The following is a 26,134-nucleotide window of genomic DNA, read 5'->3' on the forward strand; positions in this document are numbered from 1 at the left end:
CTAAATAGTTTTTTTCTTTTTCTTTCTTCCTAACCAAATTATAAGCCCCGTAACAGGCAATGTTACCGCAAAAAGACAAACCAAAAACGCGATTATTTTGGTAGGCAAACCATAAATACTTCCGGTGTGAATAGGATAGTTTAGGCGTCTTATTTTATCTCCGGTTGTAAATTTACTGTAAGGTCTTGCCTCAATTTCTTCGGTGGTATATTTATCAAAATAAGCCGCGCTGGATTGATTTGGAATCGTAATTTCTGAATATTCTTTTAATACCAAAATGCTGTTGACTGTATCAGCCGGCATTCTAATTTGAATGTTTCCGGTGTACGGAAAAATGCTGTCGGCCTTATTGTAAATGTTTTGGTAAAAGGCAGTATTGTTGAGTTTTGGATCTATTTTGGTTGGGTTTTCTACTTTAGCCGAAGGTTTTTTGGTTGTGCCTTCAGTCAAAAAGTAAACACCATTTTGAAACCAGGTAAAAGCAAAAGATAATCCGCTTAGCGAAATAATCAATAAAACTAAAAAGCTATAGAAACCAAAAGTAGAGTGGAAGTCCCAATTAACCCTTTTGAAAGAACCGCTCCATTTTACGGTTAATCTTTGCTTTAGATTTTTTATTTTTTTTGGCCACCATAATATAAGACCTGAAATCAGCATAAAAGCAAAAATCAAACAAGAAGTTCCCATGATAATTTCGCCCGATTCTCCCAACAACAATTGTCTGTGTATGGATAAAACCACAACAAAAAACCTGCTTTCTTGTGGAGTTGTAGCCAGAACTTTTCCCGTATAAGGATCAATAGAAAAAAATTGTGCTTTTTTATCTGAATCCTTTCCCAAAATTTGCATGGTGCGCGAAGGATCATTATACGTATAAATTCGGGTGATTTTTTTTATAGCATATTGTTTCTGAAGTATGTCTGTGCAGTAATCTATAGTCTTTTTTGTTTTGCCAATTGTGGTAACATTATAATATTCGGGATTTATAGCCTTGTCAATTTCTTTTTCAAAAACCAAAATACTGCCCGTTAGTGCAGCGATAAAAACAATTAATCCGGAACCAAGTCCAAACCATAAATGCAATAGGCCAATATTTTTCTTAAATCCTTTCTTCATATATGCTGTTTTCCAGTATCAGTCAATTCTATTTGGTAATTTGATGGTGTTACAAAAGAATTGCTCGTTTATTCGAAAATTCTGCCACAAATTTATACTTATTTAGACTTAATATAGACTATCTTTCGAAAAAAATATTCTTTTTTTAATTTTAAGTGAAATTTTCAGAGTTTTAGTATAAAATAAAAAAGTGGAAGACCTTAAAAAGGTAATTTACCTGTTAAATTCATTGATATTACTGGTATTCGCAACTATTCAGAAGAATTGAAGATTACTTTATTGACACCGATAAAATTGATAAAACCATTTTTGTTCAGTGTAAAGAAGTGTATAGGAAAGACAATTCTATCGAATAAAATAGAATTAATACTTGTTAAACAACTATTAATTTCTATTTTTGCACTGTTTTTATTGATTCTAAATAAAGACAAAAATACTAACCAAAATCCAAAATCAATGAAATATCTTAGTTTAAGAACGTCAAAGTTTTTACTTATTATGAATCTTTTATTTTCGGTCTTTTCGTCTTTTGCACAACAAAACCACGGAAAAATAAAAGGACAAATCACAACTTCTGATGGCAAACCGGCATCAGATGTCAATATAACACTTAAAGATTCAAAATACGGTACCACTACCAACGAAGATGGTAATTTTGAAATTAACAGAGTAAGAGAGAATAGATACACATTACAAATTTCTCTTGCAGGTTATGAAACTTCAGAAAAAGAAGTTATGGTTAAAAACAATAAAATAGAGATCATAAATGTACAATTAAGGGTTTCGAATAAAGAGTTGCAGGAGGTTGTGATTACTAATAAAAAAAGTCTTATTTCTAAAAAAACGCAATATGTTGCGAGAATGCCACTTAAAAACATAGAAAATCCTCAGGTTTATAATGTTATACACAAAGAACTTATACAGGAACAAATTGTAACTGATGTTGCGGGAGCCATAAGAAATGCACCCGGAGTTGTGCCGCTTAATTATCCGTCAGGTGGATTTGCGGTTATTTTTAGAGGCTTTACGGTTGGGATTAATTCCAGAAACGGAATGGAAACACTGTCCGGAAGATCGACTGTTGGGATTGCCAATGTTGAGCGAATTGAGGTATTAAAAGGACCTTCGGGAACTTTATTTGGTTCTTCTGCTTCTTCTTTTGGAGGGGTTGTTAATTTGGTTACTAAAAAGCCTTTTGAAGCATCAGCGACTGAGGTTTCTTATACAACAGGAAGTTTTGGTTTGAACCGACTTACGGTTGATATAAATACTCCTTTGACCAAAGATAAAAATGTACTTTTCAGACTTAATGCGGCTGTTAATAACGAGAAAAGTTTCTTGGATTATGGGTTTAATAAAACGGTTTCTTTTACGCCAAGTATTACTTTTAAAGCAAGTGAAAAACTTACTTTCAATATTGATGCTGAGTTGTTTAAGGTGAATAATACCAAACCATTATTCCCAACGATTACCGCTGCATCAGGAATTACTAATGCTGCAGATATAAAATTAGATTACAGAAAGTCATTGGTTTATGATGATGCCGATGCAAAATCTTCTTCATCAAAAGCATTTGTTCAGGCTGAATATCAAATATCCGATCGTTGGAAATCGACCACTCTGTTTTCTTATGTAAATGAAGATTTAGATTATAGTTATCAGGTTTTGCCAACGTGGACTTCGCCAACTACGGCTACGATTCGTGCGACGCTTTTTGGACCTATTTCGAGTAATTATACCAATGTTCAGGAAAATATTAATGGTGAATTTACGACCGGAATTTTAAAACATAAAATATTGGTTGGTGCCAATTACAGGTATTATACGGATACTTTTTCGTCTACGCCAACTCAAGCAGCTCCTTTTAGAACAATTGACGTTGCAACGAATTTTGCTCCGATTAGAAGAAGCGAAATTGATAAAGTATTGTTGGCTCCAGTTATCAGAGCGGGAAGAGACGAATATACTTTTAGTGGATATGCGTCTTATGTGTTGGGTGTTGCAGACAGATTATATGCAATGGCAAGTTTACGTTTGGATAATTTTGATCGAAAAGAAAGCGGAACTGTGCCAGGTTACAGCCAAAACTCTTTGTCTCCAAAATTAGGAATTGTATATCAGGTTGTGAAAGATCAGGTTTCTGTTTTTGGAAATTACATGAATGGATTTCAGAATTTAGCTCCTGTTACACAACCTTCAGGAGAACAATTGATATTAGATCCGCTTTATGCCAATCAATATGAAGCAGGTATCAAAACGGAATTGTTTAATAAAAAATTAAGTGCTACGGTTAGTTATTATAAAATTACGAATGATAACGCTGTAATAAGACAAGCAGATTTAGTGTATCAACAAGATGGTAAACAGGTAAGTAAAGGTGTTGAATTTGAATTTTTGGCAAATCCTCTTCCTGGTTTAGACATCACAGCAGGTTATGCTTATAATGATAATCGTATCGTAAAAACAAATGCGGCAAACAAAGCTATCGAAGGCAATAAAGCACAAGATGCGCCTGAAGATGTGGTAAACTTTTGGGCTTCATATAAATTTCAAACTGTTCTAAAAGGTCTTGGTATTGGTGTTGGAGCAAATTATGTAGACAAAAGTTATATGTCGACAGCGAATACTTTTTATATTCCGTCATACACTATTTACAATCAGACTTTATTCTATGAGCAATCCAACTGGAGAGTGGGAGTTAAAATCAATAACTTAAGCAATAAAAAATATTGGAGTTCATGGGGAGCGCCACAGGCTCCGGCGAATTTCTTAGTAAATCTGACTTTAAAATTCTAAAAATTTACTTTAGTTAAAACTAAAAAATCACCTCTATGTTTTTGATAGAGGTGATTTTTTTGGATATTTATAATAGTTATTTATTACACTAGAATCTCTGACTCTAAAGATTCCCTAAGCAACGGATAATTTACTTTTCCGTTTGGCGTAAGTGGCACATCTTCGATAGGCATTACTTTTAAAGAATTGGCATGAAGATTCAGCTTTGCTTTTAAGACTTTCAGAATTAACTCTTTGTTCAAATTCTTGTCCGTGTACATAACCGCCAAATGTTTATCGTTTATTCCTAAACAAATAAATGTTTGTCCGCCCAGAGAGTCTTTTAGAAGCAATTCTGTTTCGTCAAGATTAAGTCGTACACCAAATAATTTTACAATTCGTTTTATTCTGCCAACAATATAATAGTAACCTTCGTCGTCTTTTCGGGCTTTGTCTCCGGTATGCAATTTTTCCTGTTGTTCAAAAAACTGAAGATCGCCTCTAACATTAGCATATCCGCCAAAAACATTTGGACCGCTATAAATAAGTTCTTCGGTTTCATTGTCAATTTCGAAGCTTCCGTTTTTGACAGGTTTTCCAATCGAAGTTCCTTTTCTTAGTAGATCTTTTGGCGGCAAATAAGCCATTCGTCCGCAAGCTTCGGTTTGACCGTATTGTGCAAAGAATTGTTTTCCGAATTTCTCGCTGAAATCTGCAATAGCTTCGATCAATTTATGGTTTAACATTCCGCCGGTATGCGTAAGATATCTTAGCGATGGATGATCTTTTTTGAAAAACCCGATGCTGTATAACATCTCATAAAAATAAGGAACTCCGCCTAAAGTAGAATATCCATATTTCTTGAAATCCGCCCAAAATTCCTTCTGAAAAGCATCTTTATCTGTGCAAACAATCTGATTGGCTTTGATGCAATTTGTGGTGAAAATTGATAAGCCGTAAACAAAATTTATTGGCACATTTAAAGGCACAACATCATCTGTTCGAATTGGCATATATTCCATAATTGACTTCGCATTCTGAACCAGGTTTTCATCTGAAAGCCTCACAAATTTTGGTGAACCCGTTGTTCCGGAAGTACTCAGCAGAAGCTTGATTTTGGCATGTATCGGATAAATTAAATTGACATTTCGTTTAAATAATACTATCGTTTCTGAAGCATTCACAGCAGTGTAACCTTCAATTTCAGAACGGGTAGGATCGAAGATATAGTAGGGAGTATATTTTTGTTCTAAGTTCTCCTTAAAATCCTCCAATAATCCCATTCCTAGTAAGGCAACAGTATATCTGCTTTGATAAAAATTCAGTAATGTTTCGATTGCCGGCAACTGATTATCGTTGTAGATAAAAACGACAGAACGAAGATTTTCAATTTCCAGAGATTGATGCATTTCTGCAATAGATTTTGAAAGTCCTGTGCTGGAATCTGTAAAAGTCAGTTTTTCGTTTTTCCTGATTAAATCATATAGTTCCATAAGTTTTGGTCTATTTTAATCTGTTGAATGTAATTCGTAAAAGATGATTTAACACATAGTAACTAAATTAAGTTAAGTTTTTTTAAACGCAATCTTGTCAGGCTGAGCGGAGTCGAAGCCCACGTGAGTAACTCGACAAATAAAATTTTACCGCAAAGTTCACAAAGGATTACGCAAAGTTCACAAAGGATTACGCAAAGTTCACAAAGTTTTATGAATTGCGCTTTGCTTTGAGATCGCAAAGGGATTTTGTAAAAGCTTAACTTAATTTAGTTACCATGTGTTAAATAAAATCACATCAAACAGGTTGTTTAATTAATTTCGAATCCGTATTTTTTAAGGATATCTTTAATTTTAGTTACACTTCCCATTTCCAGAATATCTTCCATTTCGATAGAAATATTATAAGTGCTTTCCAGTTCTTCTACCAAAACTAGATGGCTCATAGAATCCCATTCGGCAATAGCCTGATATTCTAATTCGTCGTTTACTGCTTCAACAGGAATTTCAAAAGCTCTTGCAAATACTCCGTGTAATTGTTCTATTGTACTCATTATTTTTATTATTTAAATTAAATTGATATTTTATTTTGTGTTGATTTTTTCACGCAGATTTGCTTCGCCAGTTCGCTATCGCTCGGGTTACAGATTATAGCAGATTATAACAGATTTTTTTTGAGCTAATAATCTGCGCACATCTGCTTAAATCCTTTTTAAATCTGCGTGAAACAAAATCTTTAAATTGATTAATTCTTAAACTTTAGTATGTTTCCATTTTCCTTTTCGGAAGATCACAATACAGGCAACCGCCAATATAATTTCTGAAACCAGAATGGCAGTAAAAACACCATTTGATCCTAAATCAAACGAGATTCCTAAAGTATAGGCTAGTGGAATCTGAACCATGTAAAACATCAGAATATAAAGCCAGGTTACGACCTTGACTTCGCCCGCAGCGTTGAGCGCCCTCGAAATAACCATCGTATATCCCAAAAGAATGTACGCCATAGAAATAAGATGGATATACATCGTACTAAAGGAAATCACTTCGGGAATATCGGTGAAGATTTTGACTATGGGAACAGCGAGGAAAATCCAGCTAATTCCAATCAAAACCAGAAAACCCATGTTGAGCATTCCGGCTCTCCAAACCGATTTTTCGGCTCTTTCGGGTTGTTTTGCTCCAAGATTTTGTCCTGTTAATATTCCTGCTGCGTTCCCAAGACCCCAAGCGGGCATTGTGGCAATAGATGTTACTCTTTGTGCCAAAATATATCCTGCAAGTGCGCTTTCGCCAAAATGAGACATTATCTTGATCATAAATACCCAACTTGAAGCGGGAATAATAAACTGAACCGTTCCGCCAAAAGCCAGTTTTACAACTCTTTTGAAAATGGCAAGATTGAAAACCAATTGTGCCAATCCTATTTTCATAACCGTTTTGCCTCTTATAAGATACCAAGCCTGATAAAGTACTCCAATAACTCTGGCAATTAAAGTTGCTAATCCAACGCCAAGTAATCCGTAAGCAGGAATTGGTCCCCAGCCAAAAATAAGTATGGGACATAACGCAATGTTTATCGCGTTCGAAACCCAAAGTATTCTCATTGCCGTTGAAGCATCTCCGACACCACGAAATATTCCGTTGATGACGATACGCAGAATTAAAAATCCGCTTGACGCAAACATGACAATTCCGTAAGGCGTTCCTTCCTGAACCATAGCGTCAGAAAGTCCCATGGCGCTCATAATATCGGTTGTCCAGATCGTACAAACTACACTAATAAGTACCGCAACGGGCATTGTTACATAAATTACCTGCATTGCAGTTTGTCCGGCGGCTTTGAATTTTTTCTCGCCAATTCTTCTCGAAATCATGGCTGATGCTGCAATTCCAAGTCCTATTGAAACCGAATAACAAAAGGTGATAAAAGTGGTTGTTGCTCCGGCGATCGAAATGGCACTTGTGCCTAATCGACTCACAAAGAAAAGATTGGAACACACAAATAAGGATTCCATTAAGAGTTCTGCAACCATTGGTACAGACAACAAAATAATGGTTTTGTTGATACTTCCCGAAGTAAAGTTACTTTCGCTTCCGGCAAGTGAACGCCTTAAAAGACCAAAGAAAGAGCGTGTTTTTAGAATTGCTTCTTTCATTAGTTTTCTTTCTCTGTTAATAATTCTTCAGTAATCAATTGATGCAGCGGATTCGGAATAAAACCGCTTTTTTTCATGTGCGGAAAACCTGCCGTTTCTTCATAACCGTTATATAAACGTCGGCTATTGAAAATAAGACGTTTAAATTCAGGAATAAACATATTGTATTTGTCAAATATGTCCCGAAGTTCAGGATGTTCTGACTGGTATTCTGTGATGATTTCGTAAACACAATTCCAAAACTCAGTTTCAGAATAGTTTGCGGTAGTAATCATAACATCACTCAGATATCTGAAAAATGCATCAAAAATGGCGATCAATATTGTTAACGGAGCATTTTCAGGATTTGGAGAAGCTACAAACATGTTTTCAATAAATTCCTGTGGCAGCTTTTTCTTTGCTTCTTCATTAATTAGAATATCTCCCACAAAGTCCTGCAAAGCAATTCGTGTTGGAACATAATCTTTTAGGATAAGAATCACATTTTGCCCGTGCGGATCTATCGATAAAGAATGTTGGTAATAGATTTGAAGCACTGGTTTAAGATACGCCGTCATATAAGCCTTTAACCATTGTTCTGTCGAAAGTCCTGATTTTTCGATAAGTTCTTCGACCAGACTTTTACCGCTATTGTCAACATATAATAATGCTGCCATTGTCATTAATTTTTCTCCTTCTTTTAAAGAATTCACTGGACTTTCGCGCCACAAAGCACCCAAATATTCATTGTACTGATAAGGTGTGTTTACAATTTTACTATAACTTGGATGTGTATAAGTTACCGAAACCATTTCGCCCAAAAGCAGAACGCCCATTTTTTGTAAATGCTCGTCTTTTTTCAGAATATCTTTTATATATGCCGTAAGACGTGGCGCTATAGACAATTGTTTTGCCGACAAACCTCTGACATGGCTTGTATTTAAGATAGACATTGAGGTTTTTACATAATGTTTATGTGGCGCACTTTCGTTAAAAAATGTACGGATACTTTGCTGTGGACTGTAAATATCTTCTGTTAATTCTAACGGAATAAGGTGTTTAGAAGCAATGTCATTAGAAAACTGCATCACAAGTTTATTCTGCCATTGCCATAAATGAACCGGAATAAAAACATAATCGTCGGGGTTAACTTCTAACTCTATTAATTTGTTTCTAAAAACATCCAGTTTTTGTTTCCCGATTTCATATTCATAGAAAGTCTGATCCGTCATATCGGTTTGCAAATGCAAAGTTGCTCTGTTTTTATGAGCGGCAAGCCAGATCAAACGTGTTTTTTGATCTGATTCTGGAGTGTAATTTTTATAATCTTCAGAGTCAAAACCAATTCGGCCTTTGTTGACAATTACCCATGGATGACCGTCCAGACTGTGTTCGATAGTTTGAAAATCGGCATCGGCTAATTTTCCGGCAGGCAAACGACGGTTCGAATGAATATAGGCATCAGCATATAAAGTGTGCAGCAATTCCTCGATATAATGGGCAAGTGTAAAAGAATTGATGCCAAAAGTTTCCTGAAGTTCGATAAAGAAATTAGGCACATCAACATGGTCTAGTTTTACGTCATATTCTATTTTGGAAATGCTGTTTTTGACGATATGCCAATAATTTAGAAATCGTTGATATGCCGAAAAGCTATAGTAAATACTTTCAGTATCGGTTTTTAAAATAAAGTGGGTAAGACCATCTTCGTCTTTACCTGTTATTTCTGGTTTTGCGACATCTTCGCGCATTAATTCTGAAATACTTTTTGCCAGTAAGTTTCGATTTACCTGATTCCAAACAGCAGCGTTAAGGTGCTGGGCATCTTTGAAGGTGTTTTCTGGGGTTATCATTCTGATTATTTTTTATAATTGTTTAATGATTCGTTTAAATTTTGGGTGTCATTAATTTTAACATATAGAGAAATAGTTTTAGTCATTAAGTTAAGGGGAAATCTATAGAATTACTTAACCGTTTAATCAGGAAAGTAATTAGAAAAATCTGATTTTATCAGCGTTTTCGCTTTAGCGAATCAGTAAAATCAGCGTCTAATTTTGACGCGGATAAAACAGATTTACTTCGTAAAAACGCAGATAAAAACGGATTTGATTTGCACTAATTTTATTTTTCTAAAAACTTAGTTTAATGACATTGAGCTTCGAGACTATGTTTCTATGTGTTAAATAATTATTCACAATGTGTTACTCGTTTATCAGTTCCAAAACTTTAGCTTCCCTTAATTCTGATGTAGATTTTTGTACACCAAATTGTTGAAATGCAATTCGTTTTTCGACCTTATATACTTCGCGATTTGCGATTTGGTTTATGATGTAGGAATTTCGGTAAGCGCCCATTCCTAAATCCGGAGTCGAAAGTCCATGCGTATGCAATTCAGCATTTTGAACAAAAATATCCGTCCCGTTTTTATCAATGGTATAATTGCGGTTCACCTTGAATAATCCATTTGGTAAACGACCAATTTTGTTTGCAATTCCCGAAAGTATAGCGGGTTCTTTGTATTTGTAACCCGTTGCCAGAATTACATAATCACTTTGATCTTCATAAGGCTGATCAAGTTCTGTGTGCATGAAATCAAGTGAATAAGAACCATCAGAATCTTCATTAACCGAAGTAAGGCGCATATTCGAACGTAATTCAACATTAAGTGGTGTATCTTCTAAACTCATTTCATAGAGACTATCGAAAATTTCATTAATCAATTCGTGATCGATACCTTTATAGAGTCCGTGTTGTTTGTCTAAAAGGTTTTTGCGTTTTTCATCTGATAAACTATGAAAATGATCTACATATTCAGGAGAAGTAAGTTCTAAAGTCAGCTTTGATTTATTATCCAAAGGGAAAAAGTGTGACGAACGCGTAAACCATTTCAGTTGTAAACCATTTTCGGTTGCAGGCAAAAGATCGCGAAAAACTTCGGCGGCGCTTTGTCCGGAACCAATTATAGTCACTGATGCATTTTTTGGAATGCGAGATTTGAAAGGCAAATAATTCGAAGCATGAGTTACATTTGGCAAAGCTTCCTGATTTATAAATCCCGGAATATGTGGCGAAGTTCCTGTTCCCAGAACAATTTTCTCTGCATAATAAGTAGCCGTAATGCAAGTTTGAGTGTTGATGACCATTATTTTATAAACGCCATCAACATGATCTACAGATACTACTTTGTGAGAGAACTTACAGTTTGACAACTGATTAGCAACCCATTTGCAATACTCGTTGTATTCTTTTCTGTAAATAAAGAAGTTTTCACGAATGTAAAATTTATAGATTCGTCCGCTTTCTTTGATATAATTAAGGAAGCTATATTTATTTGTTGGATCAGCCATTGTTACCAAATCAGCCAAAAACGGAACCTGAAGTGTCGCATTGTTCAACATAAGTCCCGGATGCCAGTCAAAACCTTCTGATTGATCAAAAAATAGTGCTGATAAATCTTCTACAGGTTCGATAAGCGCGGCAAGTCCAAGATTAAAAGGTCCAATTCCGATGCCTATTACTGAATATATTTTTTCTGTACTCATTGTTATTTTTTTGGGGATTAAACTTGAGGTGCCGAAACCGTATTATTTTGAAACTCTTTGGCAGCAGGAAATTTTGCCCAATACCATTCTCTGTAACAGAAGTTTAGATTGGCTTTTTTATGTGGCATTTCGATTACTTTCTGAATCTTAAATCCAACGTGAGCTTTGTTCATCATCGATGCAATTGAATCTACAGAACCTTCGCCAACCATTTTGCCTACTTTTGGTTCACTCAAAACAAAATCCATCATAGATTGTGTTGCCGGAGAACCGTATTTTAATTTCGGATCAGTTGGCGCAATAAATTGATGTGTTCCATAATCTGAGGGTAATGCGTCATAATATTCACCAACAATGTCTCGGCTTGGCAAGTACACTTCGATATTAAAAGTTGGAACGCCATTTGCTTCGCCAATATAACTGTGCGAATGACCTCCGGGAAGCATCATGCGATAGAATGCTTCCAACTCACGAATTGGCCAGTTCATTTGCCAGATTTTCAAAGCATGCTCGCGGTGAAACCATTCGTGGAGCATCTCTAAATCTTTGTCAAGATCTACGGGACGCAAGGTTATGGTTACATTTTCTTTTTCGAAAAAGCGACTGAAAACGGTTGTGTTTTCTTTGGGCTGAATCAGTTTTTTAGAGAAAAAGTGTTTGTTTAAAGGATTTGGATATGTTTTATAAACTGCCGGATTTGTTCTCGGCGCGCTTGCTTCATCCATATTATTTAAACTCGTCAGGAGATTTCCTTTTACGATCAATTTTACACTTTCGGTAAAATGTGAAACTAAACCTGTAGTATCTGATTCTTCTTCTTTCTTTAAAGTTTCGTAGATGATGTCAAGCAATACATTTTCGTCAGCAAGTTTGGTTTTGCCCAAAATGCTTACGATCCCAAACAAATGATTGATTAATAGATAATATCCCCAGAAGTCAATAATTCTTTTTTCGGCAATAAAAGATCGGCTGTCTTTCCCAAATTCCGGAATTAAACGTTCCAGTTCTTCTACTTTTCCCTGACGGAAAAAATAACCCTGATTGTCTCTGAAGTAAAGTTTTGATGGGAAAAGATTTTCGTCAAATTCAACCAAAACATTCTGTTGATGAAATTCGGATCCAAAACCGTATTTATTAAAAATCCCAATCAAAGGCGTGATACTAATATTCAGATATTGTCTGAACCAAGCTATGGCAGTTTCAGATACGGATGCATCTTGTCTTTTGGCTGCTTCCTTAATAAGATTTAATATTCTGGGTGATTCATTCAAAACACCATCTTGTGAAAGTGAAGCTACAAGGGTAACATTTTTACTGGCATTTGCTCCATGAAAAGGATTTTGACGAATACTGGTGCTGAAACCATCAATAATTTTATCCTCATAAACTACCGTAATATAAGCAGGATCAGTAATAAGGTGAATTTGCGGATAGTCTTTCTGAATGCCTTTTCCCCAATCAGTTTTCATTAATTGTGCCGAATCATATCCACGATTAAGTTCATGAAGATAATTGACACGGAAGGAATTGGTGATTTTTACATGAAGAGAAAATTTATACATCCATTCGCTTTCCGAATTATAAACCGTACGCACTGAAGAAGTTGCTGCATAAGAAGGTCCAAATTGTCCGAGACTGAAAAGAAGCTGTTTAGATTGCATTTCTTTCACCTCTTTTTGATCCAATAAATAATTGGCTTCCCAAGGATGTGCAGGTACTACTTTGTATTGTGTATAGAAATCCAATAATTCTTTGGCTTCTTTAGTCGCATATTTTGAAATTTCTTTTCTCAGATAATCGGTCATCAAATAGTCTTCGGCACTTTTTTCGACTACATTTTCAGGGTGAACCAGAAAAAAGTGTAACGGAAACTTTCCTTCGGTTTCAGGAGAATATTGAAGTAATTCGTCTTTGGTAAATCCTTCTCTGCTTTTTGGTAAAGGATGTACGGTATGTCCTAAAATCAGAGATTGTTCAGATGTGATAAATGTTTGTTCAGGATTGTTGGCAGAACGATCACTATTTTTATAATGCTCGAGATAAAGTGCCAGATTTTCAATACTGTTTTGCATGCGTTTTTGCGTAGGAACAGCGTCTACATCAGGAAATTCTGTTTTAGAATAAGCAGCAACAAGTGCCGTAAATTCGATAGGATTTATTTCTCTGAATTCGTCCGTTTCAATAGCGCGTGAAACTATAGGAAAGCCAAAAGTATGTACGCCACTTTCAGAAAAATACTGTAAAGGAGCAAAAACTTCCTGACCAATTGTGCTAAAGTCAAATCTTAGAAAAGAGCAGTGGTTGATTGTTTGCATGAAATCAGCCAAAGTCTGATCGTATTTCGGAATTCCTTCGTAACGGCTCCAATTGTTGAATTCTCTGCAATAACAATTAAGAAGAGATTTGTAATTTACTTGTTCTGCCAGTTGCTGTAAATTAGTTAAGTCTGTGGTATTCATTTCCGTTTTGTTTTATAAGGTTAAGAATGTTTTTAATATCGTTTAGGGTTGTAAGCGGATTTAAAATCGTGAATTTGAGATAGAATTCTCCATTTACTTTGGTGCTGGCTACTAGAACTTCACCGCTAAAAAAGAGTTTTTCTTTGATGTATTTATTGACTTCACAAGAGTTGGATTCAAGTGGTCCGTCAAGATATCTGAATAATAAAACACCAATATCAGAGTGACATAACAATTGAAAATTAGGATCAGATTCAAGATATGCGGCAGTTTGTTGGGTAGTTTCAATTAAAGTGTCAGTAAATTGTCCCAACTTTTTCTTGCCCATATAACGAAGGGTAAACCAAAGTTTCAGCGCATCAAAACGGCGTGTTGTCTGTATAACCGATTTATTAACCTGCGCAGGAAGTGCATCGTAATTTTGCTCCTTTGGATTTAAATAATCAGCATGGTGCTTGATCATATTGAGGTGAAGTTTATTTTTTACAATAAACGCACTACTGCTCACGGGCTGGAAAAATGATTTGTGATAATCGATCGTTACGGAATCTGCCAGTTCAATTCCGTTTAATAAATGCCTTTGTTTCTCAGTCAAGAGCAATCCACAGCCATAAGCAGCGTCGACATGTAACCACAATTTATGTTTTGCAGCAATATTGGCAATTGCTTTTAAAGGATCTATGTTACCAAAATCTGTAGTTCCGGCAGTAGCGGTGATGGCAATTGGAATATTTCCTTTTTCGATTTCGTCAGCGATGGCTTTTTCCAGTTTTTCAGGATCCATGCGGTATCTTTGATCTACGCCAACATTTATGATTGCTTGTTCGCCAAGACCTAAAACCCATGTCGTTTTATGATTGCTGAAATGTGCTTTGTCCGATACAAAAATTCTGAATTTGGATGCATCAGACGGAAGTCCATCAAGTTTGATATTCCATTTTTGATATTTCAATGCATAATAATCTCTTGCCAAAAGCAAGCCCATTAAATTACTTTGAGATCCTCCAGCGGTAAAAACGCCATCGCCATGTTTAAAACCAACTTCTTCGCTAGTCCAGTCAATTAATTTTCTTTCTATAAAAGTTCCGCCGGCACTTTGGTCGTAGGTATCTTGTGATGAATTTATGGCGCTTATTATAACTTCTGCAGCCAGTGCGGGTATTACAACAGGGCAATTTAAGTGCGCTATATATTCCGGAAGATGAAAAGCGGTGGCGTGGTTAACATAAAGTTCATCGACTTCATCAAGCAGACTTTCGTAATCGGGTAGTGGGATTTCAAAATCAACCTTATCAATTTTAGCTTTAATTTCTGCGGGTTTGATTCCGCTGAAAGGTTTTTTATTGTTTTTCAGGAAATCTGAAACACGTTCTTGTGCTAATTTCACAGCCTGAGCATATTCGGTGCCGGAATTCTGATGGAAAATGTCTTTGTAAAAATCCTGGTCCGGCTGGACTCCTATGGCAGACACTTCTGTACGGATCAATGTGGTATTCATAAAATAGTTGTTTTAAGGGTTTTAGTTATAATTCAGTCGAGATAAACGACTTTTTTAGATAGAGGGGTTCTTTTCTTTGTGGATGGTTTTAGGGCTTCGGGATAATAGCCGAGATAGAGAAGCCCTAATGATTTTTCATTTTCCGAGAGACCAAATTTTGCGACATAATCGATAGCAACTCCTTTGGTACTCCAATAACTGCCAATTTTATGTGCGGTGCAGGTAAGCGCTATATTTTGAACAGCAGAAGAAACTGCCGCAATTTCTTCCCATTCGGGCAAGGCAATTTTGGTGTTTTTTACCAGAATTACACCAATCATACAAGCGGCATTTAATGGATAGTTTTCGAGATAGGAAAGTTTGTCTTTTTGATCTTCAAGTGACAATTCACTATAGAAATCCTTGTAATAATCCGCCATGTATTCTCCATACTTCCTTAGGTATTTACCTCTAAAAATAATAAATTTCCATGGCTCTGTCATTTTATGATTAGGAGCCCAGGTTGCATTAATCAAGATTTCTTCCAGCAGCAATTCCGGTATTTCTCCTTTGATAAACTGATTGGCGTAAATGCTTCTTCTTTCACGAATATTCTTTGACACTTTTTTCAGTTTATAAAGAGAATTTGACGGTTTGATTTTACTGTATTTATTCTTAATTTTCATATGTTTTCGGATAATTATTTAAGAAAATTCTTTTTTATCTTTATTGAATAAAATGAATTTGTAAGTAAGTCTTATTTAGAATAAATAAGAATAGTATAAAGCAAAAGTATAAATTAATCTCATTAAAAAAAATAAATCTGAAAAAAATATACGAATGAACGTACATATTAACGTTAAGTATATTTTGTGTTAACATATAATGTATTTGTTATCAGGTAATTGTATTTAAATGAGATTGCGTTTTTATAGCCGAAATTTTTTTTTAAAGAGGGAAGTTTGAAGGTTTTGTTTCAGAAAAATAAATGTAAAAAATACTTTTTATTTTTAAATTCTTACAATGTGGATAAAGGCGCTAGAAATGGAGGTTGAGAAGGAATATTTGAGAGAAAAACAGGATGTTTTGTCACAAATATCTAAAAATTAAAAAGCCTCTAAAATTTATGTTTTAGAGGCTTCTTGTTGTTTTGATTGCGAATGATGGATTAAAATCCATCCCTACAATATGTTTTGTTCCTGTGGAACTGTCTAAAAAATTCCGGAGGAATGATTTAGAGATTTCTTGTTGTTTGTTATTTAGCGTTTTTTTGTCATTTCGAGCGAAGGGAGAAATCACATTAGTTGATCGACAAAGATTTGTCATTGCGATAAGTTTTACAACGCTTCCAGAAATGAGATATATTCCTTCGTATTTTTTTCGACTTTTTCTGTGCTTAAATCATGTTCTGCTCCATAAAAAGCAAATAAGGGTTTATAATCGGCTTTGATATAATCAAAAGTGATTTCAAATGGTGCTGTAAGTTGTTCGAGGGTATATTTGTATCTTCCGTCTGTGCTGTAATCTTCTTTATTAATTCCTGCAGAAATACTTAAAGCAATTTTTTTATTGGCTAATTTATAACTGCTTTCTCTGCCATAAGCCCATCCTGAGATTACGACTTCATCCAACCATTTTTTAAAAAGCGGAGGACAATTGAACCAATAAAGCGGAAATTGAAATATGATCTTATCGTGATTTTCTACTAATTGCTGTTCGGCTTTAATATCAATTTTTTCATCAGGATAAAGACTGTATAAATTATGTAATGTGTATTGATCTGGATATTTATTCAATTCCTCGATCCATCTTTTGTTTATTACAGAGTTTTCGAGATCAGGATGAATTATAATTACAAGTGTTTTCATTGATTTTAGGATTAAAATTTGCAGTTACAAAGTTCGAACTCGTTAATTAATAATACAATAAGGGATGAATTAGTCACATAGGGATTAATTAATCACTATGGATTTTTCCTGTAAAAACTGTAATTGTTTTACTTTTGTAGTTCTAAATGATTTTTTATGTATCAACGAAAAATACCTATTGATTATACTTGTGGACTTATTGTGGCTATGGAAGTATTTGGTTCTAAATGGAAATTTTGTTTGCTGGATGAAATTTCAAAAGGCATAAAACGTCCCAAGGATCTTGTGAATGTTATTACCGGAATTACAAAACGTGTATTACAAAACCAATTAAAAGAATTGGAATTTCATGGACTTTTAGGAAAAACGGTTCATAATGAAATCCCTTTACGAGTGGAATATTATCTAACAGAAACGGGAGAATCTCTTTTGCCTTTAATTTCTGCTCTTGATAAATGGGGATTGGAATTTGCACCGCAATTAAAAAGCATTTTAGAAAATCAGGCTGTCGAAGCAGAAAGCTAAATTTCTATTTTAGAAGCTTTTTATTTTTGAATATACTTCCTTTTTTGTTAAGTTTTCTTTTAAATTAATTTATAGTTTATTTATGACTGAAATATTTTTGCCTCGGTAAAAGTGTTACAATAATCACTACATTTGATATTGTAATTCATTTTATATCAACTTATGATGAATTACCTACCAAATTCTCCCTTTTAAATCAAATCCATAATAGGCGTAAAAGCAGTTTTACTATCTAGGACTCAGGTTACAATTTATTTTTTAATTTAAATTAAATTCAGGTATGAGATCATTTATGATAAGTACTTTTATGGTAATTTTTATTATTCATTGTTTGCCTATTAATGGGCAAACTATTGAACAAAATCAGTTACCGGCAGTATGGAATTTGGAACAATGTATTGCCTATTCTAAGCAGCAAAATATTCAGATTAATACTTTACGCTTGACGACAAAATCTACAGAACAGGATTTGTTGTTGTCTAAAGCAGCAAGATATCCTAATCTTTTGGGTAACGCCTCACAGACATTTACGAATGCTAAAAATGCAGATCCGGTTGTTGGCGGTTTTCAGACGCAATCTAGTTTTGCAGGAAACTATTCGTTGGGTTCGTCGATGGTTTTGTATAATGGAGGTTATCTAAATAATGATATAAAACAGAAAGAACTCTTTACAAAATCGGCGCAATTTAATGCAGAAGCTGCTGAGAATGATATCACCATTCAAATCACACAAGCTTATTTGACTATTTTACTGGCTAAAGAAAATAGTATTTATTTGGACGAAATTGTTGAAACTTCTAATGCGCAACTCAAATTAGGAGAGTTAAAATACAATGCCGGAAGTATCGCCAAAAAAGATTATGTTTTACTGAAAGCACAGTTGGCTACGGATAATTATAATTTAATTGCTTCTCAAAATAGCGAACGTCAGACTATTTTGACTTTAAAACAATTGCTGCAACTTCCGTCAGGATATAATTTAAATATTCAGAAACCTGAAACTTTAGAGCCTAATTTGCCTGTTGTAAATCTGGAAGAAGCTCAGAAAACTGCTTTAGAACAAAGGCCGGAAATAAAAAGCAGTCAGATTGAAAAGGAAGCTGCTGATCTGGAATTACAAAAATCCAAGGCTGGTTTTTTACCTACACTTAGCGCCAGCGGAACTTTGGCTTCGGGATATTCTGATAACCAAAGCACGCCTTATCCTTCGCAAATTGATAATAATTTTTATCAGCGTGTGGGACTTTCGTTGTCTGTTCCGGTATTTAATAACCGAATCACGAAAACTAGTGTCGAAAAATCAAAAATTGCAATTGATCAGTCAAAACTGGATTTAACGAATACTGAAACGGTGCTTTCGCAAAAAGTAGAACAGGCTTATATCAATGTACTAAATGCGCAATCTCAGTTTACAGCTGCTCAGGAACAGCTTGACGCCAATACTGAAAATTATCGAATTGCAAATGAACAATTGAGATTGGGCGGTATTAGTACGGTCGATTATCTTCTGGAAAAGAATTTATATGTTCAGGCTTTTCAAAATTTCATACAATCGAAATACAATGCTGTAGTGAGTTTAAAAATATATGATTTCTATAAAGGAGATCCAATCAAACTATAAAAAGGGCAAAATGAAAAAAAGTAAATTAATTATCATCATCATCATTGGGGTGTTACTTATAGGATGTATAGGATACTTTATTTTTCATAAAGATGGTGATAAAGTAGAATTGATTACCGAAAAACCACATTATGGAGATATTGCCACAAGTGTAACTGCGACGGGAAAAATTCAGCCTGTTGATACTGTTGCTGTGGGAACTCAGGTTTCGGGCACGATACAAAAAGTGTTTGTCGATTTTAATTCGGTGGTTAAAAAAGGGCAATTATTGGCTCAAATCGACCAATCGTTATTCATTGCACAAGTGCAGCAGATTACAGCAAATTTGCAATTAGCAAAAAATAATCTGAGTTATCAGCAATCTAATTTTAATCGACAAAGTGAGTTGTACAATGCAGGAGGAATTAGCAGGGCCGATTTTGAAACGGCAAGAAACCAATATGCAGTAGCAAAAGACAATGTAAATAGTGTTGGGGCACAATTAAGATCGGTACAAAAAAGTCTTTCGTACACTAATATTTTTTCCCCTATTGATGGCACTGTTTTATCCCGAAAAGTTAGCGAAGGACAAACAGTAGCGTCGAGTTTAAACACGCCAACTTTATTTAGTATTGCCAAAGATCTTACCAAAATGCAAGTTCAGGCGTCTGTGGATGAAGCAGATGTTGGGAATGTAAAGATTGGAGAAAACGCGACTTTTACGGTTGACGCTTTTCCTGATGATGTTTTTAAAGGTACGGTGATCGAAGTACGTTTGCAGCCCATGATTTCATCAAATGTGGTTACTTATACGACTATTATTAATGCTTCTAATAATGATTTGAAGCTAAAACCCGGAATGACGGCTAATATTGTTATTTATACGAATGAGGTCAAAAATGCTTTGCTTATTTCTGCGAAAGCAATCGCTTTTCAGCCTGATTCGACTTTAGGAAAGCAATTTAAAATTAGAAAATTGTATTTGGGTGAGCATAAAGGGAATCATAATGGTGGAAATGGTAAACAAAGTAAAAATGAAAGCGGACAATCGAATGCTAAAGTACCTGATAATCTGGATCACAAAAAAGCAATTGTTTGGAAAAGGGTAGGAGATTCAATAATTCCTAAACACATCAAAATAGGATTGGATGATGATATTAATGTTCAGATAATTAAAGGAATTACGGAGCAGGACGAGATTATTACGGGTGTTAATTCCTTAAAACAAGCTAAGGGTTCAAAAGGAGCAGATTCAAGTCCGTTTATGCCAAAACGTGGCGGCGGAGGCGGTGGTGGAAAAAGATAATAAGATTCTATTCTAAATAAATTGTAATGGGAAAAAAGATTCTTGAAATACAAGATTTAAAAAGGGAGTTTACGATGGGATCTGAAACTGTCAGGGCTTTAAAAGGAATTTCGTTTGATGTTATGGAGGGCGAGTTCCTGACTATTATGGGAAGTAGTGGTTCAGGAAAAACGACATTGCTTAATATTTTGGGATGTTTGGATAAGCCTTCTGATGGAAATTATTTACTGGATGGAGTTAATGTAAAATCATTATCCAAAAATGAATTGGCAGCCTTACGAAACTCAAAAATTGGTTTTATTTTTCAATCGTATAATTTATTGGCGCGAACTTCGGCAATAGAAAATGTTGAACTTCCTTTATTGTATAATTCTAAAGTTTCGACTAAAGAAAGGAGAGAAAGAGCAATTTCGGCGTTAGAAGCGGTAAAACTTGCCGATCGTCTGGATCATTTTCCCAATCAGCTTTCGGGAGGACAGCAGCAGCGTGTTGCCATTGCAAGAGCATTAGTAAACGATCCTGTAATGATTCTTGCTGATGAGGCTACAGGAAATTTAGATACCAGAACATCTTATGAAATTATGGCTTTGGTTCAGGAATTGAATACCCAGGGAAAAACGATAATTTTTGTAACTCATGAACCTGATATTGCAGCTTTTAGCAATAGAACTGTGATGCTTCGTGACGGAAGAATTATTAAAGATTTTAATAACCCAAACATAAAATTGGCCAAACAAATGCTGGCAGATTTTCATGTAGATGAAGATTATAAATATGAAAATAGCTAATCTTTTTCTGATCGCTTTAAAGGCTTTGCGCCGTAATAAACTCCGGGCATTATTGACAATGCTGGGAATTATTATTGGCGTGGCGTCTGTAATTGCAATGGTTGCTATTGGGCAGGGTTCTAAAAAAAGTATTCAGGATCAATTGTCGAGTATGGGTTCGAATATGATTACGATTCGGCCAAATAGTAATATTAGTGCCGGTGCGCGTTTGGATATATCGAGCGTACAAACCTTAACGCTTAGTGATGTTGACGCTCTTAAAAAAGAATCAAAACATTTAAACGCTATTTCTCCGGCAGTATCAAGCAAAGGGCAAGCTATAAACGGGGCGCTCAATTGGCCTACAAGTATGCAGGGAGTAAGTGTCGATTATTTAAAAATTAGAGATTGGCCGTTAAAAGAAGGAATTGCTTTTAGAGAATCGGATATTCATACGGCAAACAAAGTCTGTCTTATTGGGCAAACTGTGGTGGATAATATTTTTCCGTATGGAGTAGATCCAATTGGGCAAGTAATCCGGTTTAATAAGATTCCGTTTAGAATTATTGGGGTTTTAGAATCAAAAGGGGAGAATGCTTTTGGACAAGATCAGGACGATATTATTATTGCGCCTTATAGTACGGTGCAAAAAAGAATAACAAATTCTATTTACCTGCAAAATATTTATGCTTCAACTTCTGACGAAAGTCAAACGCAATTTGCCACAGATGAAATTGAACAAATTTTGCGCACGGCACATCACTTGAAAGTTAAAGATGAAGATGATTTTTCAGTACGAACTCAGGCGGAATTAATCAATACGTTCAGTTCTACAAGTCAGTTATTGACGGTTTTGCTAACGGCGATTTCTGGAATTTCTCTTTTAATTGGCGGCATCGGAATTATGAATATTATGTATGTTTCGGTTACCGAAAGAACGAAAGAAATTGGATTGCGAATGTCTATTGGAGCAAACGGAAGGGATATTTTATTGCAGTTTTTGGTTGAAGCAATATTAATTAGTATTACTGGCGGATTAATTGGAATTGTTCTGGGAATAGTGGCTTCAGAATTGATTCAGTTCTTTTTGCACTGGCCCACTTTAATTTCTGAATCTTCGGTTATTCTTTCGTTTTTAGTTTGTGCAATCACGGGAATTTTCTTTGGATATTATCCTGCATTAAAAGCATCAAAATTAGATCCTATTGAAGCTCTACATTTTGAATAATATTTGAAGTTTGGATTATTATTTTTAAATTTATTTGATGTAAAGTGAATCTGCTTTTGATAACGAAATTATAAATCTATAAAAAACAATAATTTTGAGTACTACTGAATTTCTAACTCGTCTTGTAATTGCTTTATTCGCTGGATTATTAATAGGTTTTGAGCGACAATGGCATCATAAGGAAACTGGCCTTAAAACAAATATGCTGGTTGCAACCGGTGCAGCAGCTTTTGTATTGTTGTCTATAAAAGTTGCCGGAACTGCACCAAATATTGATGTTACTCGTATTACGGCTCAGGTTGTTATGGGGGTTGGTTTTCTAGGTGCGGGAGTTATTTTTAGGGAAGGTGCCAATGTCCACGGATTAAATTCGGCGGCTACTATATGGTGCAGCGCTGCTATTGGTTGTATTGCTGCTTCAGGTTATTTTGCCGAGGCCTTGATTTGTACGTTTTTGGTCGTGATCGTAAATACAGTTCTTGAACCGGTAGAGAATTGGTTGAGAAACAGGAAATAGCAGCTCTATTATTACCAATCCATTGTACCTAACGACACAAGTTGTAGAATTTTAATTAAACATAAAAAAGCCGATTTTCTTATTGAAAATCGGCTTTTAAATTTTGCTTTTGAGAAAGATTTATCTCATAGCATATCTTAGTTTAAGTCCGTACGAAACTAATCTTACATCATTTGTATAAGGCGTGTTCAACGCACTGTTGTAGTGAAGCTGTACAGGTAGTTCCGGATTATAGTGAACCAGATTTTTGTTGTTATTTTTATCCACTATGTCATTTAATCCATAATCAAGATAAAGTCCAATATAAATAGAACTTCTGTCTCCAACTTTTTGTTTTAGACCGGTTTCAAATGTTGCAGAATAAGAGGTCTTTGTATCCAGATTTTGTTTGCCTGCTTTGATGTCGTCTGTGCTTGCAAATCCTGCAAATGCCGGACCAAATAACTCTACATTGTATTGCGGATAATAACCACTAGTGGTAAGATTCTCCATTTTTGTTTCATAGCTTCCGCTTACTGCGAATCCTATTTTAACTCCCGCAGCAAGATATAATTTTGTAGGCCCCGGATTTTCATATTGAATTGTTATAGGAACATTTACATAGCCTAATTTTTGTTTTTCTCTCAGATCAGTTGCTTTGTATCTGAATTGAAAAGATTCATTTTCGGCATCAATTGTTGTATAGTAACCTGAAAGATAAGAGAATTTTAGATCCGAATTATACGTCTGATATTCTGCACCAATACCTACACTTATGCCTTCATTTAAATAATACGAATAGCGAAGTCCGGCACTGATTCCGTTTCCGGGCACTACCTCTCCAACGGTATTATAATTAAGAAATGAAAACGGACCTGCTACAGAAATTGATATTTCCTGCTTTTTATCCTGAGCATATCCCTTCAGGCAACTTCCTAAAAGTGTTATAATCAGTACTGTTGATGCTATATAGTTAATTATATATTTTTTCATCTTTAATTGTTTTTTATGCCAGTACTATTATAGAAATAGTACTGGCAGATTTTATTTTTTTACAAGTACTTTTAGTGTTTTCTTGATATTTGGAGTTTCAACAACCACAATATACATACTACTTTCTGCCTGAGGTAATTCTATCTCAGTTTGAATTGTAGACGATTTCACTGTTTTAATCAATTCACCGCTAACAGAATAAAGACTTATTTGCATATTAGCCAATTCTTCTGAAGGGATATCTGCTTCAACTGTAATTGTTTTTCCTGTTTGAATTGGATTTGGATAAAGTTTAACTTCTGCTGTTTTCGACAGTATAATTTTACTGTTGCAAGTTTGCAGTACTTTTCCATCTTTGGTAGTCATTTTTACACTATAGTCAGCCGTAGGATCAAGTGTAGTTCCTAATGCATTTCCTGCCGTATAATATTGACCTGTTCCAATTGATTGCCCATTCTTGAACCATTCGTAAGAAACAAATTCATAACCTCCATTGGTGTGAGGATTGTTGTTAACAAGAAGAACGTTGTTGAATTTTTGACGTACAATATCAAAGAACGCAAATGGTTTTTCTACAGTTATCGTATAGGTTTCTGTTACGCTTCCATCTTCAGATGTTATACTCACGTTTTGTGTATAAATTCCCGGTTTTGGCGTATTGATACTAAAGTTAGCTGATGGAAGAATCGTTGCATTTGTTTCATTCAAAATAGAAATAACAGGATTGTTTTCATCGCATACCATTACATATTTTAGACTTTTTGAAGGAGTTTGAAATACATGAGAACCAATAGTGATACTTGTCACTGTTACATTATTATTCTTAACAATAAGAACTTGTGAAACATCTGTGGCTGGCAAATAATTATTGTTTCCAATCTGATGCGCAATAATTACGATTTGACCCGGTCTTAATAAGTTTACTACGCCTGTAGCCGAAAGCACTGTTGCAGCTGGTAGGGAAGTAGGTGATACATATGAATATGTTACTGCCAATCCTGAACTTGAGATTGCATTTAAAGTAAAGGTATTGTTTACACCAAGGGTTTTCACCGGAATTGCTCCAAAAGTAATCTGTTGTGCAGCTTTGTTAATGGTAAGCTGTGCAGTAAGAGTAATAGGAGAACAATTTGGCGTGCTTGCAGACGGTGTTATTGTTGCAGTGATATTGTAAACACCTGCATTGATTGCACCATTTGCTGTTCCTGTTGTTGGAGTTGTAGCATAAGTTACTGTGGCTCCGGCAGGAAGATTGGCAACCTGTAAGGTATTAAGACTTCCGTTATAAGTAAATGCAGCATTGCTAAAAGTTACCTGATTTAAAGGAGAAGCTATAACGTTAACAGTTTGATTCTGAGTAGAAATATTTCCATGCCCGTCATCATAACTCCATGTAATTACATACGTACCAACAGCGTTATAAGTCAACGGATTAGTAGTTGTTGCAGTAATTATTCCTGCACAGTTATCAGTCGCTGTAGGAATAGGAATCTGAGTTGATACTACTGAACAGCTGCTCGTAATACTTGGTAGGTTTGCTACATTAGGTACTGGTGCTGTTACATCAGGAATTGTGATTATGCTAATTGATTTTGCAAATATACATCCGTTTGAATCCGTAATAGTTATAGTATAGTTTCCTGCGCTAAGTCCTGTTGCAGTTGCAACAGTACCTCCAGAAGGTGACCATGCATAAGTATAGGTTCCTGTTCCGCCAGTTGCTGTTACTGTTGCTGATCCGTCTGTTGCTCCAATACAAGTAACGTTAGTTTGTGTCGTTGTTGCAACTAAAATTGCTGGTTCAGTAATAGTAACACTTAGTGTTGTGCTGCAGTTATTTGTATCAGTAATAGTTACCGCATAAATTCCTGCACTAAGTCCGGTTGCTGTAGCGGCTGAACCTCCTGATGGAGACCAAGCATAGCTGTAAGTACCAGTTCCGCCATTTGCTGTTACAGTTGCAGATCCATTATTAGATCCGTTGCATGTAATATCTGTGTGAGCTGTAATAGAAGCTGTTAGAAGAGATGGTTCAGTAATAGAAACACTTTGTGTTGTGCTACAGTTATTTGCATCGGTAACAGTTACTGTATAAGTTCCTGCGCTAAGTCCTGTTGCCGTTGCAGCAGTTCCGCCAGAAGGCGCCCATAAGTACGTATAAGTACCAGTTCCTCCATTTGCAGTTACGGTTGCAGCTCCTGTAGTTCCTCCGTTACAGCTCACATTTGTTGGAGCTATTGTAGCAGTAAGAGCAGCAGGTTCTATTATAGTAACGGTTTGAGTTGAAGTACAGCTATTAGCATCTGTTACAGTTACGGTATAAGTTCCTCCGCTAAGTCCTGTTGCAGTTG

Annotated in this window: 19 protein-coding genes; 7 read left to right on the forward strand and 12 right to left on the reverse strand. The window is 35.3% G+C overall.

What is annotated here, in order from left to right; genetic code table 11:
* A complete protein-coding gene (locus tag CHB81_RS09720) occupies positions 1-1,116 on the reverse strand; it encodes a PepSY domain-containing protein (RefSeq protein ID WP_089351707.1) in 1,116 nt (371 codons plus the stop codon).
* Between the two features lie 456 nt (positions 1,117-1,572).
* Here CHB81_RS09720 and CHB81_RS09725 point away from each other — a divergent pair, with 456 nt between their 5' ends.
* Entirely contained in the window at positions 1,573-3,912 is a 2,340-nt protein-coding gene (locus tag CHB81_RS09725) for a TonB-dependent receptor (protein WP_089351824.1), read from the forward strand.
* 83 nt (positions 3,913-3,995) lie between these two features.
* Here the strand turns inward: CHB81_RS09725 and CHB81_RS09730 are convergent, their stop codons facing one another.
* From CHB81_RS09730 to CHB81_RS09770, 9 genes are all read right to left on the reverse strand, one after another.
* Positions 3,996-5,384 carry an AMP-binding protein gene (locus tag CHB81_RS09730; protein ID WP_089351708.1) on the reverse strand — a complete coding sequence of 463 codons (1,389 nt, stop codon included), beginning with the start codon at positions 5,382-5,384 and terminating at the stop codon, positions 3,996-3,998.
* A 311-nt stretch (positions 5,385-5,695) separates the two neighbouring features.
* A complete protein-coding gene (locus CHB81_RS09735; protein ID WP_089351709.1) occupies positions 5,696-5,938 on the reverse strand; it encodes an acyl carrier protein in 243 nt (80 codons plus the stop codon).
* A gap of 198 nt (positions 5,939-6,136) precedes the next feature.
* Positions 6,137-7,543 (reverse strand): MATE family efflux transporter, encoded by a 1,407-nt coding sequence (locus tag CHB81_RS09740; RefSeq protein ID WP_089351710.1) that lies wholly within the window; start codon positions 7,541-7,543, stop codon positions 6,137-6,139.
* The gene (locus tag CHB81_RS09745; RefSeq protein ID WP_089351711.1) at positions 7,543-9,375 is read right to left on the reverse strand and encodes an IucA/IucC family siderophore biosynthesis protein; all 1,833 of its coding nucleotides are present in this window, start codon (positions 9,373-9,375) and stop codon (positions 7,543-7,545) included. The genes CHB81_RS09740 and CHB81_RS09745 overlap by 1 nt, the downstream gene beginning before the upstream one ends.
* A gap of 348 nt (positions 9,376-9,723) precedes the next feature.
* Positions 9,724-11,064 carry a lysine N(6)-hydroxylase/L-ornithine N(5)-oxygenase family protein gene (locus tag CHB81_RS09750; protein WP_089351712.1) on the reverse strand — a complete coding sequence of 447 codons (1,341 nt, stop codon included), beginning with the start codon at positions 11,062-11,064 and terminating at the stop codon, positions 9,724-9,726.
* Positions 11,065-11,081: 17 nt separating this feature from the next.
* Positions 11,082-13,523 carry a GNAT family N-acetyltransferase gene (locus tag CHB81_RS09755; RefSeq protein ID WP_089351713.1) on the reverse strand — a complete coding sequence of 814 codons (2,442 nt, stop codon included), beginning with the start codon at positions 13,521-13,523 and terminating at the stop codon, positions 11,082-11,084.
* Positions 13,501-15,021, reverse strand: coding sequence for an aspartate aminotransferase family protein (locus tag CHB81_RS09760; protein ID WP_089351714.1), 1,521 nt, complete (start codon positions 15,019-15,021; stop codon positions 13,501-13,503). The genes CHB81_RS09755 and CHB81_RS09760 overlap by 23 nt, the downstream gene beginning before the upstream one ends.
* A 32-nt stretch (positions 15,022-15,053) precedes the next feature.
* Entirely contained in the window at positions 15,054-15,686 is a 633-nt protein-coding gene (locus CHB81_RS09765; protein ID WP_089351715.1) for a nitroreductase, read from the reverse strand.
* A gap of 651 nt (positions 15,687-16,337) precedes the next feature.
* Complete coding sequence (locus tag CHB81_RS09770) at positions 16,338-16,868, reverse strand: NAD(P)H-dependent oxidoreductase (RefSeq protein WP_089351716.1); 531 nt, start codon at positions 16,866-16,868, stop codon at positions 16,338-16,340.
* Positions 16,869-17,024: 156 nt separating this feature from the next.
* Between CHB81_RS09770 and CHB81_RS09775 the strand changes: the two genes are divergently transcribed.
* From CHB81_RS09775 to CHB81_RS09800, 6 genes are all read left to right on the forward strand, one after another.
* Positions 17,025-17,393, forward strand: coding sequence for a helix-turn-helix domain-containing protein (locus CHB81_RS09775; protein WP_089351717.1), 369 nt, complete (start codon positions 17,025-17,027; stop codon positions 17,391-17,393).
* 280 nt (positions 17,394-17,673) lie between these two features.
* Positions 17,674-19,014: a TolC family protein gene (locus tag CHB81_RS09780; RefSeq protein ID WP_254921040.1), complete on the forward strand. Its 1,341-nt coding sequence runs from the start codon at positions 17,674-17,676 to the stop codon at positions 19,012-19,014.
* A gap of 10 nt (positions 19,015-19,024) precedes the next feature.
* Positions 19,025-20,299, forward strand: coding sequence for an efflux RND transporter periplasmic adaptor subunit (locus CHB81_RS09785; RefSeq protein ID WP_089351825.1), 1,275 nt, complete (start codon positions 19,025-19,027; stop codon positions 20,297-20,299).
* A 26-nt stretch (positions 20,300-20,325) separates the two neighbouring features.
* Complete coding sequence (locus CHB81_RS09790) at positions 20,326-21,087, forward strand: ABC transporter ATP-binding protein (protein WP_089351719.1); 762 nt, start codon at positions 20,326-20,328, stop codon at positions 21,085-21,087.
* On the forward strand, positions 21,074-22,294 hold the full coding sequence (locus tag CHB81_RS09795; protein ID WP_089351826.1) for an ABC transporter permease: 1,221 nt from the start codon (positions 21,074-21,076) through the stop codon (positions 22,292-22,294). Before CHB81_RS09790 ends, CHB81_RS09795 begins: the two co-directional genes overlap by 14 nt.
* 94 nt (positions 22,295-22,388) lie before the next feature.
* Positions 22,389-22,811, forward strand: a complete 423-nt coding sequence (locus CHB81_RS09800; RefSeq protein ID WP_089351720.1) for an MgtC/SapB family protein — start codon at positions 22,389-22,391, stop codon at positions 22,809-22,811.
* Positions 22,812-22,931: 120 nt separating this feature from the next.
* Here the strand turns inward: CHB81_RS09800 and CHB81_RS09805 are convergent, their stop codons facing one another.
* Entirely contained in the window at positions 22,932-23,783 is an 852-nt protein-coding gene (locus CHB81_RS09805) for an outer membrane beta-barrel protein (protein WP_089351721.1), read from the reverse strand.
* Between the two features lie 51 nt (positions 23,784-23,834).
* A partial coding sequence (locus CHB81_RS26835; RefSeq protein WP_176427512.1) for a SprB repeat-containing protein occupies positions 23,835-26,134 on the reverse strand: 2,300 nt, incomplete at its 5' end.

The organism is Flavobacterium sp. ov086 (genome assembly GCF_900187965.1).
Taxonomy (GTDB): domain Bacteria; phylum Bacteroidota; class Bacteroidia; order Flavobacteriales; family Flavobacteriaceae; genus Flavobacterium.

Coding starts and splice junctions, on each gene's coding strand:
- CHB81_RS09720 (WP_089351707.1), bottom strand. CDS start 1,116: ATGAAGAAAGGATTTAAGAAAAATATTGGCCTATTGCATTTATGGTTT.
- CHB81_RS09725 (WP_089351824.1), top strand. CDS start 1,573: ATGAAATATCTTAGTTTAAGAACGTCAAAGTTTTTACTTATTATGAAT.
- CHB81_RS09730 (WP_089351708.1), bottom strand. CDS start 5,384: ATGGAACTATATGATTTAATCAGGAAAAACGAAAAACTGACTTTTACA.
- CHB81_RS09735 (WP_089351709.1), bottom strand. CDS start 5,938: ATGAGTACAATAGAACAATTACACGGAGTATTTGCAAGAGCTTTTGAA.
- CHB81_RS09740 (WP_089351710.1), bottom strand. CDS start 7,543: ATGAAAGAAGCAATTCTAAAAACACGCTCTTTCTTTGGTCTTTTAAGG.
- CHB81_RS09745 (WP_089351711.1), bottom strand. CDS start 9,375: ATGATAACCCCAGAAAACACCTTCAAAGATGCCCAGCACCTTAACGCT.
- CHB81_RS09750 (WP_089351712.1), bottom strand. CDS start 11,064: ATGAGTACAGAAAAAATATATTCAGTAATAGGCATCGGAATTGGACCT.
- CHB81_RS09755 (WP_089351713.1), bottom strand. CDS start 13,523: ATGAATACCACAGACTTAACTAATTTACAGCAACTGGCAGAACAAGTA.
- CHB81_RS09760 (WP_089351714.1), bottom strand. CDS start 15,021: ATGAATACCACATTGATCCGTACAGAAGTGTCTGCCATAGGAGTCCAG.
- CHB81_RS09765 (WP_089351715.1), bottom strand. CDS start 15,686: ATGAAAATTAAGAATAAATACAGTAAAATCAAACCGTCAAATTCTCTT.
- CHB81_RS09770 (WP_089351716.1), bottom strand. CDS start 16,868: ATGAAAACACTTGTAATTATAATTCATCCTGATCTCGAAAACTCTGTA.
- CHB81_RS09775 (WP_089351717.1), top strand. CDS start 17,025: ATGTATCAACGAAAAATACCTATTGATTATACTTGTGGACTTATTGTG.
- CHB81_RS09780 (WP_254921040.1), top strand. CDS start 17,674: ATGAGATCATTTATGATAAGTACTTTTATGGTAATTTTTATTATTCAT.
- CHB81_RS09785 (WP_089351825.1), top strand. CDS start 19,025: ATGAAAAAAAGTAAATTAATTATCATCATCATCATTGGGGTGTTACTT.
- CHB81_RS09790 (WP_089351719.1), top strand. CDS start 20,326: ATGGGAAAAAAGATTCTTGAAATACAAGATTTAAAAAGGGAGTTTACG.
- CHB81_RS09795 (WP_089351826.1), top strand. CDS start 21,074: ATGAAAATAGCTAATCTTTTTCTGATCGCTTTAAAGGCTTTGCGCCGT.
- CHB81_RS09805 (WP_089351721.1), bottom strand. CDS start 23,783: ATGAAAAAATATATAATTAACTATATAGCATCAACAGTACTGATTATA.